Raw genomic sequence first — 13,518 nt, forward strand, 5'->3', positions numbered from 1 at the left:
GGAGGTAAAAGTGTATCTTTCTCCAAGTCCTGTGGGAGGAGCTATCGAGTATCCAGCGGAGACTGTCATGAAGGATTTGGCCGCTTTTGCTGTGCATCCCATCAAGGAAGTTTATCGCAACAAGGATTGCAATACAGGTCAAAAGATGTGGGATTATCTTTGTGTGGTCAATGCGGTGGAACCGAAACGCTTTTCTTATTCTCAGCCAGGGTTTGTTTCCTTGAATGAAGTGGGGGAGATTTGCTATACCGAGGATCGCCAGGGCAATTTTGTCTATCAGTTGCCGGGCGATAAAATATGGAATGAAAATATGTTGGACTTCTTACGATTTTATGGTAAGTAAGAGGCGGAAGAATAAATTGATGGAAGGGGCTGTGAAAGAAAATAGCCCCTTTTTGTGCGTGCTTTTTTATGAGTGGATGGTACAGGTTTCGATTGGTGATAAGCAGGATTTTCATGATATTTATAGAAACTAGGAAGATGTAGGTAATGTTTTTGCCGATAACGAAGTGGACGTGGATGATGCCTGACTGATTGTCTTGTAGATTGCATGGAGTGAAAAACATGAGTGAGAGCAAAGAAATCAAAGAAAACCAAGAATTTACAGCAACGGAGGAAATCAGGGAAAGTGTAGATACAAAAGCCTCCCCAACGGAGGATAGCAGGGAAGAAAAGCAACTAACGTCCCAGATAGCTGAAGGCGGCTTGGCCAATCAGGAGGCGCAGGAATACCAAGGGGAAAAGCGGAAAAATGTTGTCATTGTCATGTGTAAATACAGTGTGGTGGTGAAGGGAATCGAGCGGAAACTCAAAGAGCTTGGCTGCAAAGTATCCATTATCACGCAGGAAAATGATACGATTCCTCAGATTGATGAAGAAAGAGAATCGCAGCTATTTATTATTTACCTACCGACGAAGATTATGGACGACATGCTTAAATTCAATTGGCTGGAGCATATTTATAATGCGATTTATGAAATGAAAGGCGAAATCCTTGTAATCGGGGATAAGTGGGATCGGGAGGATTTGGCTGGCCGGATTTTTGATATGCTCCATGTTGGCTGGCTCGATAGACCGTTGAAGATGGAAGAATTGGAACTGGCGGTGACGGAAGGGATACTGCCGCGCTCTGGGGATAAGCGCAAAAAGCATATACTCGTCGTGGATGACGATCCGTCATATGCGAAAATGGTGCGGGAGTGGTTGAAGGATGTCTATCAGGTAAGCATCGTTACTGCCGGGATACAGGCGATTACGTTATTGGCCAAAAACACTGTGGACTTGATTCTTTTGGATTATGCTATGCCGGTGGTCGATGGACCGCAGGTACTCCAGATGCTGCGGCAGGAAAAGTCTACCCGGGGGATTCCCGTGGTGTTCCTGACGGGAGTCGGCACGAAGGAAGAGGTAGAACGGGTCTTGCAGCTCAAGCCGAATGGCTATGTCCTCAAATCCACCACGCGAGAGAAACTGCTGAACTATCTGCAGACAAAGCTCTGAGCGCGCTGATGGAGGGAGACTGGGGACTTTATGGAAACCATTATGCAAATCAATGGTGTGGTAAATAACTTTGTCTGGGGACCTCCGGGGCTTACCCTGCTGGTCGGGACAGGGATTTATCTGTCCATTCTGCTTAAACTGCCGCAGATCCGCTATTTTTTTCCGGCATTAGCGGAAGTGGTACGGTTTCGGAAAAAAAGTGAAAAGGATAAGGGCATTCCTGCTTTTGCGGCAATGGCTACCGCGCTGGCTGCGACGGTGGGGACGGGCAACGTCGCTGGTGTGGCAACGGCGCTTCATCTGGGAGGTCCTGGGGCGCTGGTATGGATGCTCATTTCGGCGTTCTTTGGCATGTGCACGAAGTTTGCTGAGGTCACGCTGGCTGTCCATTTCCGTAAAGAGGACGAGCATGGCGACTGGCGTGGCGGGCCGATGTATGTCTTGGAGTACGGGCTCGGGGCATGGGGCGGTATATGGAAACCGATAGGAAAGCTGCTGGCCGTCCTGTTTGCTTTGTTTGTCCTCATGGCTTCCTGGGGGATGGGGGCGGCAGTTCAGGCAAATTCCGTAGCAGAAGTGCTATTCATGGGCTGGGATGTGGATCATCTGTACAGCGGCGTCATGATAGCAGTGGCGGTAGGGCTGGTTATCATTGGCGGCCTTACGAGCCTTTCCCGGGTGGTCGTGCTTGTTGTTCCGTTCATGATCGTTTTCTATATGGTAAGTGCCGGTATCATACTGGCAGGCCATATAGCGCAAATACCTGCGGTGGTCGCTAATGCGTTCCAGCTGGCTTTTCATCCGGAGCCATCTGTCATGGCGGGAGGCGTGGCAGGCTGGTGCGTGATGGAAGCCATCCAGCGCGGCGTTGCGCGCGGTGCCTTTTCTAATGAAGCCGGGATGGGGTCTGCTCCAATGGCTTATGTCACGGCAAATAATACTCATCCGGTTCAGGTGGGGTTCTATGGCATTGTGGAAGTGTTTGTGGATACTTTCGTAATCTGCACCATTACGGGTCTGGTCATTCTTGTGACTGGGACGATGACGTATGCACCGGAACTTACCGGCGCGCAGCTGGCGCTACGGTCTTTTGAACTTGCGCTGGGAACGGCCGGCAAGTATCTGCTTTCCATTGGCGTGATACTTTTTGCGGTCACGACGATACTCGGATGGTATTGGTATGCAGAGACGGCCGTGACGTATCTTTTGGGCATACGGTTCGAGTCGGTTATAAAACTATTGCTGCTGGTGATGATAATCGTTGGTGCATCGGGCCTGCAGTTATTTGACGCCCCAGGTTATGAATTTTTGAATCATATCTGGAATATCTCGGACACACTCAACGGTCTTATGGCACTTCCAAATCTGATTGGCTTGTTGCTGCTTTCGCAGACGCTCCGGCGCATCGTCAGGGATTACGATGCGCAAACGGTAGAGGATATGCCGGCAGGAAAGCTATGCGTCAAGGAGTGGCGGGGCAGGCTGGTGATGGCTGCCTGCGCAGTCCTGCTGCCATTGGCCATAGTTGCCTGGAGGGGCGGAGGGCAGGAGACCGTCCATAAGCAGGATGTATCCCTGCAAATGGTAATGGATAGTGGAAGGTTTGTCTTTGGTGTCGATGACTGCTTCCCGCCGATGAGTTATATGAACGCTGACGGTGAACTGGTCGGTTTTGATATTGATCTGGCCCGTGAGATTTGTTCTCGGATGGGCGTTGCATGTGTGATGCAGCCCATCCCCTGGAAAGACAAGGACGCGGAGCTGGCTGAACGCAGGATAGACTGTATCGCCAGCATGTCTGTGCCGTTGCAGCCGCTGGAGAACATGTGCCTGTCGGAAGCATATGTCAACGATAATCTGGTCTTTGTCGTCCGTGGCGATAGCCGCATTATGTGGATGCGTGACCTCAAGGGAAAGGTGTTGGGAGTGCAGGCCGGTTCCACTACCTTTGATGCGCTTCAGGCGTCGGATTTATACAAGGATGTTACAGTCGTTCCGCTGGAGGATAATATGTCAGTTCTCCGACAGGTGAGGGAGAAAAAACTCGATGTGGGATTAGTGGATTCCCTGGCTGCGTTTTATTTTATCCGTTCGAACAAGGAGCGTTATTTTATTCTTCCGGAAAGCCTTAGTGAAGAGGATCTGGCCATAGGTTTCCGCGCGGAGGACAAGGAGCTGCGCAACGAAGTGCAAAAAATCCTCAGTGAAATGAAAGCAGATGGAACTTTGGGGAAAATATCCCAAAAGTGGTTTGAAAGCGATATTATGATTGTTCGCTAGGCTCTGTCAGGAGGAAGAATATGGATGAAAAAAAAGAGAAAAAAGCCGATTCTGTCCTGAAACGAGTAGATGTGACAACGATTATCCTCTTGTTTTTCCTGGCAGTGGTCATGGCTTATTACACGATGCTTCAGGCGGAGATGAAACAGAATATCATCGCCGAACGGGAGGTTATTGCCACAAAATCAGCTAATCAGATCAATGAGTATCTTTCCACAGGTGTGGATATCATAAATGTGGCATCTTACACCTTGGATGATATGATCCGCAAGGGGCGCTCGCATGAGGAGATGCTTGAGTTCCTGCTGAACCAGTCGGCTGCTACCGAGCATATCACCAAGGGAAATTCGGAGGGGATATATGCTGTCGTAGAGGATGTTTTCCTCGATGGGACCGGCTGGATTCCCTATGATGGTTATGTCCCGCAAAAACGGCCCTGGTATGGCGGTGCGATGGCAAACATCGGGGAGGTTGCTGTCGTTGACCCTTATCTTGATGCGAAAACCAATACGATGATGATTACGCTGGCCAAGTCGCTTTGTGATGTGAAAAGCGTGGCGGCGATGGATTTTTCGCTGGGGTATCTGCAGAATATGACGGAGGAACTGGCGGTTAATGGCGATTCGGATATTGAAATCGTCATGGACCGTAATTATCAGGTGGTAGCCCATTCCGACCGTGGGGAAGTGGGGAAAAGCTATCTTACCGAGGAAGGCACGTTTGGCCGGGCACTGGTCGATAAGCTGCGTTCCTCGGAGGAAAGATATTTTTCCTTCCGGTATGGCGATGCGGAGTATATCGTTTATACGATGCCGGTGGCAAATAGCTGGCGCTGCCTGTCTGTGTTTGATGCGACAGCCACCTTTGCCCAGCTTAGGAGAACCTTGGTCTTGACGATTTTCGTGCTGCTGCTGGTCGTTTCTATCTTGTTGTTTATCATGACCCATTATGAGCAGAAGGCCCGCCTGGCCCAGGAGTATAACCAGAAAGCGGAAAATGCGGCCGCTGCCAACGAAGCCAAGTCGGCGTTCCTGTCGAATATGTCGCACGAGATACGCACGCCGATCAATGCGGTGCTCGGAATGAACGAGATGATCCTGCGTGAGAGCAGTGAACCGAATGTTATCGAGTATTCGGAAAATATCCGTACAGCGGGCAATACTTTGCTGGGGCTTATCAACGATATCCTTGATTTTTCCAAGATCGAGGCGGGAAAGCTGGAAATCATCCCGGTCGAGTATGATCTTTCTTCCATGCTTAACGATTTGGTGAATATGGTCCATACCCGCGCTGACGTCAAGGGACTTGCTCTTGTGGTGGATTTCGACCAGGAAACGCCAAAATGCCTCTTTGGCGATGAGGTCCGCGTCAAACAGGTCATTACGAATATCCTGACCAATGCGGTAAAATATACGGAAAAAGGCAGTGTGACGCTTACGGTGGGGTTCGAGCGTATTGCAGCTGAGCCGGACAGCGTGCTGCTGCTGGTGGCTGTCAAGGATACTGGTATTGGTATCAAGCCAGAGGATAGGGAAAAGCTGTTTTCCAAGTTCGAACGCATTGAAGAAAAGCGCAATCGCAATATCGAAGGTACCGGCCTGGGGTTGGCGATTACGCTGAATTTGCTGGAAAAGATGGATTCAGCCCTGCAGGTGGAAAGTACGTATGGAGTTGGTTCCACGTTCTTCTTCAAGCTGCGGCAGCGCGTGGTCAAGTGGGAGCCGTTGGGCGACTACAAAGCCGCGTATCAGGCACTGCTCAAAGGGTATAAGAAATATCAGGAAAAATTCACGGCACCCGATGCCATGGTCTTGATGGTGGACGACAATCCGATGAATCTGACCGTGTTCAAAAGTCTGGTAAAGAAGACGAAAATCAAGGTCGATACGGCGAGCAGTGGCGATGAGGGTCTGCTGCTGACCCAAGAGAAGAAATACGACATAATTTTCCTTGACCATATGATGCCGCATAAGGATGGTATTGAGACGCTGCACGAGCTGAAGGCGCAGCAAGCTGGACCCAATGCGGATACGCCGGTAATCTGTTTGACTGCTAATGCGATTTCTGGGGCAAGAGAGCAGTATATCGCGACTGGCTTTGATGACTATCTGACCAAGCCCATTGATGCAGGCCGCTTAGAAGAGATGCTGCTTGACTATCTGCCAGAAGGAAAAATCCAGGCGGCAGGAGTAGACGCGGCCGTGCAGCAGGAAAATCTGGCGATACCGGAAAATTTGGAACCTCTCAAGGGACTGGCTTGGTTGGATCTGGCACTTGGTATAAAAAATAGTGGTTCTGTGGAAGGTTATTTGCCGCTTTTGAAGATTTTCTATGATTCCATTGAGGAAATGGCTGCGGACATCGAGGGCTTCTATGCCGAACGCAATCTAAACGACTATACCATCAAGGTGCATGCCCTCAAGAGCTCGGCAAGGATTATTGGTGCCAAGGATTTTGGCGAAGAAGCACAGATGCTGGAAAATGCGGGCAAGGCTGGGAATATGGACTATATCCGGGCGCATCATGAGGATTTCCTCGAGACGTATCGGGGCTTCAAGGTGCAGCTGGCGGCGGTCTTTGGCACTGGGCAGCCTGCGCTGGAGGCGGAAAAGCCAGAGGCAGATAATGAGCTGATGGAAAGTGTTTACGAAGAATTGCGGGCGGCGGCAGAGGAAATGGACTGTGACCGCCTGGAAGATATTTTTACGGAAATGGAGGCGTATTGCATTCCAGCGAAGGAGGAAGAGCTCTATCAGAAACTTAGACAGGCTGCTGCGCATTATGATTATGATACCATTGTGACGTTGCTTGACGAGCAATAAGACGGGAAGAAGATAGGTGATAGCTATGGGATATTGGATTGTAGTAGTGGATGACGATGCAATGGCGCTGACACATGTCAAAAATATCCTGCGTGAGCAGGATATGCGTGTCAGCTGTCTGCGCTCTGGGCAGGATCTGTTGAAATTCATGACGAAAAACGCGCCGGATCTTGTCCTGCTCGATATTCAGATGCCGGAAATGGATGGATTTGAAACCTATCAGGAGTTGCGGCGAATAGAAGAGGAAACGGGACGAGAACCCACTCCAATCATTTTTTTGAGCGGAATGGAAAACAGCGAGGCAGAACGGCGCAGCTTGGAGCAAGGTGCTTCTGATTTTATTCGCAAACCTGTTCACAAAGGAATCCTAGTAAAGCGCATTCTGAATGCAGTCAAGCATACCAAGGATATCGAGAATCTGAAAGAAGAGGCAGCCGTTGACAAGCTGACAGGGTTTTTGAATAAAGCCGCAGGGACGGTCAAACTGACAAAACTTTGCGAAGAACGGGCGGGCATGTTGATGATTTTGGATCTCGACAATTTTAAGCAGGTCAACGATATTTATGGCCATAGCATGGGGGATAAATTTTTAATGGCCTTTGCCAATGTGATCAAGCGCAACATCCGGGCGGAGGATGTCATGGTAAGAATTGGCGGAGACGAGTTCATGGGCTTTTTTGGTAATATGAACGAAGAAAGTGCGCTGGCCAGCTTGCACCACCGGCTGAATGATCAGCTGCTTAAGGAGGCCGTCCGGTTGGCGGGAACAGGTTTTGTTATTCCGCTGAGCATTTCCATAGGTGCTGCGTTGGTTCCGGAACAGGGGCGGAATTATGAGATGTTATTCCCCTTAGCGGATAGTGCCCTTTACCGGGTCAAGCAAAGTGGCAAAAACGGCTGCCGGATATATGGGCAGGATGGAGAAAATGATCTATCCTGCGATAACGATATCAAAAAGGAGTTTGCGCATATCACGCAGATCGTTGAACGTTGGCATAGCCGTGGGGGAGCCTTGTTGCTGAATTTGGAACAATTTGCGATGTTTTACCGGTTTATCCGGCAATTCTACAAGAGATACGGTGGCATGATTGTCAAGTTGATATTTATCCTATCTGAGAAAGATACAGTGGGGGAACGTTCGTATAGTCTATTGGAAGCTGCCGATAAGTTTGGACTTTGCCTGCAGGACACCTTGCGAAAAAGTGATATGATTCTTCGGTATAAACCCAACCAGTTCTTTGTGATTCTGCAGAATGTTTCGGAGGAGGATTTTGCAATCGTGTTCCGTCGTATCATGGAAGTATGGACGGCTGGGGAACATCATACGGGGATACGGATTGAGCATCTTACGGAGTTTGTGGTTTATGAGAAGGAAAATTATGATAAGTGAAGTGCCTTGGTTTGGGAATCTTTTATCGTAGTTTCTCTGATGGCACGGGTAAAAGGCCCGTGCCAATTTTTGTTTTTTATGGTAAAATGAATGTTATGTGGGTTCAATGGGAGTAGAAATTCTATTGGACAAGTATCGTTATTAATAAAACTATTGGGGGTTTTTGTTTGACAGCGATTACCTATGAATTGATTCGCAAGGATGAAAAGACGGGGGCGCGTGCTGGTATTATCCATACGCCGCACGGCAGTTTCCCAACGCCGATTTTTATGCCAGTAGGTACCCAGGCCACCGTTAAGGGCGTAAGCCCCGACGAGCTCAAGGATCTTGGGGCTGGCATCATCCTGTCGAATACGTATCATTTATTTTTGCGTCCGGGCATGGAGCTTATCAAAGAGGCCGGCGGCCTGCATAAGTTCATGCATTGGGACCGCGCTATCCTGACCGACAGCGGCGGGTTTCAGGTGTTCTCGCTCGGCGATTTGCGCAAGATTACCGAGGAGGGCGTCACGTTTCGCTCGCATATTGACGGCTCGAAGAAATTCTTGTCGCCAGAGGTATCGATGCAGGTGCAGATGTGCCTTGGCTCCGATATCGTCATGGCGTTTGACGAGTGCGTGCCGTATCCGGCCGACCACACCTATGCGTTAAAATCCAGTGAGCGCACGCTGCGCTGGGCTGAGCGCTGCAAAAAGACGATGACGGCACCGAATCAGGGCCTCTTTGGCATCGTGCAGGGCGGCATGTATAAAGACTTGCGCAAATGGCATGCGCAGGCGCTTGTCGATATGGACTTCCCGGGCTATGCGGTCGGTGGTCTTTCGGTCGGCGAGCCGCCAGAGCTCATGTATGAGATGCTCGACTACTCGACGTCGTTGCTGCCGGAGAACAAGCCGCGTTACCTCATGGGCGTTGGCACACCGGATCATCTGGTCGAAGGCGTTATGCGCGGCATCGATATGTTTGACTGCGTCTATCCGACGCGCGTTGCCCGCAATGGCATGGCAATGACCTGGACGGGCCGCCTCGTCATGAAGAACGCGCAGTTCACGCATGACCACAATGTCATGGAAGAGGGCTGCGGCTGCTATGCCTGCCGCAATGGCTATACACGTGCGTATATCCGCCACCTCGTGCGTGCTGGCGAGATTTTCGGCCTGCGCCTCTTGTCGCTTCACAACCTCTACTTCCTCGAGGAGTTTGTACGCCGCATGAGACAGTCGATTATCGATGGGAAATTCACGGAATTCCGCACGGACTTCCTGAATAACTATAACAAAAAGTAATTGAACCGAAGGAGTGGATTTCTATGAATCCGGAAATGGCAGCTGGCCTTGCTACTTGGGGCCCGATTATCGTCATGATTGCAATCTTTTATTTTCTGCTGTATCGTCCGCAGAAAACAGCGCAGAAGCGCCGCATGAGCATGCTCGACAGCTTGGAAAAGCATAACCATGTCATGACGATTGGCGGTATCTATGGAACGATTGTGGATCTTGATGACACGAAGGTAAAACTCAAGATTGCTGAGAACACGGTCATTGAGGTGGCCCGTTCCTCCATCAATTCGAATCTGACCAAAGAGAAGCAGGCCTGATGGCAGGGCAGCCGGTAAAAGAGGCAAAGAAGGCGCTCAGGAAGCGCGTCACCGCAGCCCGCAAGGCATTGATGGAATCCTATCGCGCTGCCGCCAGCCGCAGGATGCTTACGGTCCTTTTGGGTCTGCCGGCATATCAAAGGGCGAAAACGGTATTCCTGTATGCTTCAATGCCCGATGAGGTGCAGTTATACGATCTGATGAAACAGGCGTTGGCGGATGGCAAGACGGTCTGCCTGCCGCTCATCACGGGCAAGGGGACGATGGAAGCGGTAGCGTTTTCTTCGCTTAAAGACCTCGTGACGGGGGAATATGGCATTTTGACTGTTGACAAGTCAAAACGGAAGCTGGTCTCTCCCAGTGATATCGACCTCATTGTCGTTCCGGGGGCCGCGTTTGACCGCGCGGGCGGACGGCTCGGGCTTGGCGCAGGGTTCTATGACCGGTTTATGACCGAGAAGGCCCCGCAGGGCTATCGCTGTGCGCTGGCGTTTTCCTGCCAGCTCGTCGAAACGGTTCCGATGGAGCCCCATGATGCTGCTGTGCAGTACATCATTACGGAGGACGAGAACTTTGCCGTAAACGTAAAGTGAGTGATTGTTATGGAAATCAAGATTGGCCTCGCGAAGACGGCCAAATATGCAAACGAAGTGTGTGGCGATTGCTGCGATATCGCTGAGCGCCCGCACGGCGGTATTTCGGCAATTATTGCCGACGGACAGGGACACGGTCTGGCGGCGCATCATACGAGCAGCTGGGTGGTCAATAAGGCCGTACAGCTGATTTCCGATGGTGCGCGGGACGGCGCCGTTGCCCGTGCCGTTCATGACTATCTCTATGCCATGAAGGACAAAAAGGTATCCTGCACGCTGACCGTCGTCAGCGCGGACCTTGATACCGAGACGGCCGTCATCAGCCGCAACTCCAATTGTCCGGTCATCGTGAAGACGGAGGAATACGAATCCGTCTACGATGAGTCGGTGGAGCCGATTGGTGTCAACCGTCACATGAAGCCGCTGATGTACGAGATTCCGCTCGAAGCCGGTATGATTATCGTATCGTATACCGATGGCATTGATCATGCGGGCCGGAAGCGCAACGGACATGGCGCGGACTTCGACAAAATCATGGAAATCATCCGCAAGAACAAGGCGGAGGATGCACAATATATTGCCAAGAGCATTATGGACTATGCTTTGACATTGGATGCGGATAAAGCTTCGGATGATATGACCGTTCTGGTCATGGGGGTTACGGAAGGTTCGTCCAATCCACCCCGCATTGAGCAGATTGAGGTCACATATCCCTATTGATAAAGGGAGGCAAATGCTTTATGAGAATTGCAATTGTTGGTGTATGTGCTTCGGGCAAAACAACGCTCGTAGCAGGACTGAGAGCCGCAGGTTATGATGCCTATAACGTAGCACAGGAACATTCCTGTATTCATGATTTCTGGGCCAAACGGCATCCGGACATGCTGGTCATGATTGATGCGACCATGCCGGCCATCCATAAGCGCCGAAAGGTGTATTGGGATGAGAACCGGCTGATATCCCAGCATAAGAAACTGGCCGATGCGAAAGCCCATGCAGATCTCTACATCCAGACTGACCGGTATAATGCCGACGAGGTCCGGGAGAAAGTTATTGCCTTTATCAAGAAAAAGGAGGTTGGCAAGTCCGCGTGACTTGCGCTGACTTTTACATAATATAGTAAATCTGGGAGCCGGGCTCCCACAAGAAAGGGTTGAATCCGTTGAGAAAAGACAATCTCATCAAACTGATTGTCTGCGTTGTTGCTATCATCGGCATTTTTGTCGCTTTCGTCAAACCGCTGGCATTTTCGATTCGCCAGGGTCTTGACTTGCAGGGCGGTACACATGTCGTACTCGAGGCAGAGGACACAGACATCGCAAAGGTCAACGATGACGCAATGAACCGCGTTGTCACAATTATGGAAAAGCGTGTCAACGCGTTAGGTCTTACCGAGCCGATTATTCAGCGCGAGGGAGAACGCCGCGTCATCATCGAGCTGCCGGGCGTCAAAGACCCGGATGCCGCAATCAAGACGATTGGTAAGACGGCAATGCTCGAGTTCAAAGACGAAGAGGGCAATACGGTGCTTACGGGTACCGACCTTAAAGATGCTCAGGCTGCTACGAATCAGCAGAATGGACAGCATGTCGTCAATCTCGAGTTCTCCGACGAAGGCGCTAAGAAGTTCGCCGACCTTACGACGAAAAATGTCGGCCGCACGATTGCCATCCTGCTCGATGGGGAAGTGCTGACGGCACCGAATGTCCGCGAGCCAATTCTAGGCGGTAAGGCTGAGATTTCCGGTCAGAAGACCCTCGAGGAAGCACAGCAGCTCGCTGTTGTCCTCCGCAGTGGTGCGCTGCCGGTCAAAGTCAACATCATTGAGACGCGCACGGTCGGTCCGTCCCTCGGTCAGGATTCCAAGGACAAGTCCACGTTTGCGTTTGCCGTTGGCATTGGCGCTGTCCTCGTATTCATGATTCTGTTCTACCGTCTGTCTGGCTTTATCGCTGACGTTGCGCTCATGGCTTACACGATTATGCTGCTGGGTCTCCTGTATCTGCTCGATGCTACGCTGACGCTGCCGGGCGTTGCCGGTATTATCCTGTCGATTGGTATGGCCGTCGATGCGAACGTCCTGATTTTCGAGCACTTCAAAGAGGAGTATCAGATTCAGGGCAAGACGCTGCGCCTGTCGATGGATGCAGGCTTCAAGCGTGCGTTTACGACGATTTTTGACTCGAACATTACGACGATTATCGCCGCTGGTGTTCTGTTCTTCCTCGGCACTGGTACGATTCGCGGCTTTGCCATTACGCTGGGACTTGGTACGATTCTGTCGATGTTTACGGCCATCACCCTGTCGCAGTACATGTTGAAGCTCATGATTAACTCAAAGATTGCAGAGTCCCCGAGCGCTTATGGCGCCAATGGCTATATGCTTTGGAAGAAGGAGGACCTGAAACATGAATAAACTCAATCTAGCAGGACATAGAAATATTTTCTTCCTCCTTTCAGCTATCATCATTGCCGCAGGTATTGCCTGCATGTGCATCCGCGGCTTTAACTTCGGTATCGACTTTACGGGCGGTACGATTATCGACCTCAAATTTGAAAAGCCGGTAACGATTGCCGAAATTCGCACGAGCCTTGCCAAATACAATCTCGAAGGTTCGACGATTCAGCTCTCCGGGGAGACCGGCGGCGCAACGGATGCAACGGTGGGCGAAAACGTCATGATCCGCACGGTTGACCTCGAGGAAGACCAGCGCAAAGAAATCATGGAAACGCTCAAAGCTGATGTAGCCGATTATCAGGTACTGCGTGAGGAGAAAGTCGGCGCTACGATTGGCGGCGAGCTCATCACCAATGCCGTACTCGCACTTGTCGTTTCCTGGGCGCTTATCATTCTCTATGTTGCTTACCGCTTCGAATGGCGCTTTGGCGTGGCGGCAGTTCTCGCGCTCGTACATGATATCCTCATCGTACTGGCCGTATTCTCGTTCACGCAGCGTCAGATTGACTCGTCCTTTATTGCAGCGCTGCTGACGGTTGTCGGTTATTCGATTAACGATACCATCGTTATCTTCGACCGCATCCGCGAGAACCTCAAGCTGCACTTCCGCCGTGGCGGCAACATCGATACGCTTGTCAATACGTCGATTTTCCAGACGCTGACGCGTTCTCTCTACACGGTCTTCACGGTTATGTTCACGACGTTTGCGTTGTACTTCTTCGGCGGCGACACGACGAAAGACTTCGCCTTTGCCCTGCTCGTTGGCTTTGGCTGTGGCTGCTATTCGTCCATCTTCATCGCCAGCCCGCTCTGGATTGTCTTCCGCAATTGGGGCGAGAAAAAACGCAATGCGGCTAAAGTCGCAGCTGCAAAATAAA

The 13,518-nt window shown here is 50.9% G+C and carries 12 protein-coding genes; all 12 read left to right on the top strand.

The window, feature by feature from the left end:
• The first annotated feature begins 10 nt into the window (after nt 1–10).
• The 12 genes from FZ040_RS01125 (at nt 11) to secF (ending at nt 13,517) form a co-directional block, all read left to right on the top strand.
• The gene (locus FZ040_RS01125; RefSeq protein ID WP_149170309.1) at nt 11–343 is read left to right on the top strand and encodes a hypothetical protein; all 333 of its coding nucleotides are present in this window, start codon (nt 11–13) and stop codon (nt 341–343) included.
• A 221-nt stretch (nt 344–564) separates the two neighbouring features.
• The gene (locus FZ040_RS01130; RefSeq protein ID WP_149170310.1) at nt 565–1,500 is read left to right on the top strand and encodes a response regulator; all 936 of its coding nucleotides are present in this window, start codon (nt 565–567) and stop codon (nt 1,498–1,500) included.
• Nucleotides 1,501–1,530: 30 nt separating this feature from the next.
• Nucleotides 1,531–3,780: an amino acid carrier protein gene (locus FZ040_RS13910; RefSeq protein WP_187620195.1), complete on the top strand. Its 2,250-nt coding sequence runs from the start codon at nt 1,531–1,533 to the stop codon at nt 3,778–3,780.
• A 20-nt stretch (nt 3,781–3,800) separates the two neighbouring features.
• A complete protein-coding gene (locus FZ040_RS01140) occupies nt 3,801–6,602 on the top strand; it encodes a response regulator (protein ID WP_149170311.1) in 2,802 nt (933 codons plus the stop codon).
• 25 nt (nt 6,603–6,627) lie between these two features.
• Nucleotides 6,628–7,992, top strand: a complete 1,365-nt coding sequence (locus tag FZ040_RS01145; protein ID WP_149170312.1) for a GGDEF domain-containing response regulator — start codon at nt 6,628–6,630, stop codon at nt 7,990–7,992.
• A gap of 167 nt (nt 7,993–8,159) precedes the next feature.
• Nucleotides 8,160–9,278: a tRNA guanosine(34) transglycosylase Tgt gene (gene tgt / locus FZ040_RS01150; protein WP_074514141.1), complete on the top strand. Its 1,119-nt coding sequence runs from the start codon at nt 8,160–8,162 to the stop codon at nt 9,276–9,278.
• Nucleotides 9,279–9,301: 23 nt separating this feature from the next.
• Nucleotides 9,302–9,589: a preprotein translocase subunit YajC gene (yajC, locus tag FZ040_RS01155; RefSeq protein ID WP_149170313.1), complete on the top strand. Its 288-nt coding sequence runs from the start codon at nt 9,302–9,304 to the stop codon at nt 9,587–9,589.
• On the top strand, nt 9,589–10,182 hold the full coding sequence (locus tag FZ040_RS01160) for a 5-formyltetrahydrofolate cyclo-ligase (RefSeq protein ID WP_149170314.1): 594 nt from the start codon (nt 9,589–9,591) through the stop codon (nt 10,180–10,182). Before yajC ends, FZ040_RS01160 begins: the two co-directional genes overlap by 1 nt.
• A gap of 9 nt (nt 10,183–10,191) precedes the next feature.
• The gene (locus FZ040_RS01165) at nt 10,192–10,902 is read left to right on the top strand and encodes a PP2C family protein-serine/threonine phosphatase (RefSeq protein WP_149170315.1); all 711 of its coding nucleotides are present in this window, start codon (nt 10,192–10,194) and stop codon (nt 10,900–10,902) included.
• A gap of 20 nt (nt 10,903–10,922) precedes the next feature.
• Complete coding sequence (locus FZ040_RS01170) at nt 10,923–11,276, top strand: hypothetical protein (RefSeq protein WP_149170316.1); 354 nt, start codon at nt 10,923–10,925, stop codon at nt 11,274–11,276.
• 86 nt (nt 11,277–11,362) lie between these two features.
• Complete coding sequence (gene secD, locus FZ040_RS01175) at nt 11,363–12,598, top strand: protein translocase subunit SecD (RefSeq protein ID WP_187620227.1); 1,236 nt, start codon at nt 11,363–11,365, stop codon at nt 12,596–12,598.
• Nucleotides 12,591–13,517: a protein translocase subunit SecF gene (secF, locus tag FZ040_RS01180; protein WP_149170317.1), complete on the top strand. Its 927-nt coding sequence runs from the start codon at nt 12,591–12,593 to the stop codon at nt 13,515–13,517. The genes secD and secF overlap by 8 nt, the downstream gene beginning before the upstream one ends.
• Nucleotide 13,518 lies beyond the last annotated feature (1 nt).

It is taken from the genome of Pseudoselenomonas ruminis, assembly GCF_008271295.1.
Lineage (GTDB): Bacteria > Bacillota > Negativicutes > Selenomonadales > Selenomonadaceae > Selenomonas_A > Selenomonas_A ruminis.

What these genes read in the sequence shown, in the direction of transcription:
- FZ040_RS01170 (WP_149170316.1), top strand. Translation starts at nt 10,923, where the DNA reads ATGAGAATTGCAATTGTTGGTGTATGTGCTTCGGGCAAAACAACGCTC.
- FZ040_RS13910 (WP_187620195.1), top strand. Translation starts at nt 1,531, where the DNA reads ATGGAAACCATTATGCAAATCAATGGTGTGGTAAATAACTTTGTCTGG.
- FZ040_RS01160 (WP_149170314.1), top strand. Translation starts at nt 9,589, where the DNA reads ATGGCAGGGCAGCCGGTAAAAGAGGCAAAGAAGGCGCTCAGGAAGCGC.
- FZ040_RS01140 (WP_149170311.1), top strand. Translation starts at nt 3,801, where the DNA reads ATGGATGAAAAAAAAGAGAAAAAAGCCGATTCTGTCCTGAAACGAGTA.
- FZ040_RS01165 (WP_149170315.1), top strand. Translation starts at nt 10,192, where the DNA reads ATGGAAATCAAGATTGGCCTCGCGAAGACGGCCAAATATGCAAACGAA.
- FZ040_RS01145 (WP_149170312.1), top strand. Translation starts at nt 6,628, where the DNA reads ATGGGATATTGGATTGTAGTAGTGGATGACGATGCAATGGCGCTGACA.
- FZ040_RS01130 (WP_149170310.1), top strand. Translation starts at nt 565, where the DNA reads ATGAGTGAGAGCAAAGAAATCAAAGAAAACCAAGAATTTACAGCAACG.
- yajC (WP_149170313.1), top strand. Translation starts at nt 9,302, where the DNA reads ATGAATCCGGAAATGGCAGCTGGCCTTGCTACTTGGGGCCCGATTATC.
- secF (WP_149170317.1), top strand. Translation starts at nt 12,591, where the DNA reads ATGAATAAACTCAATCTAGCAGGACATAGAAATATTTTCTTCCTCCTT.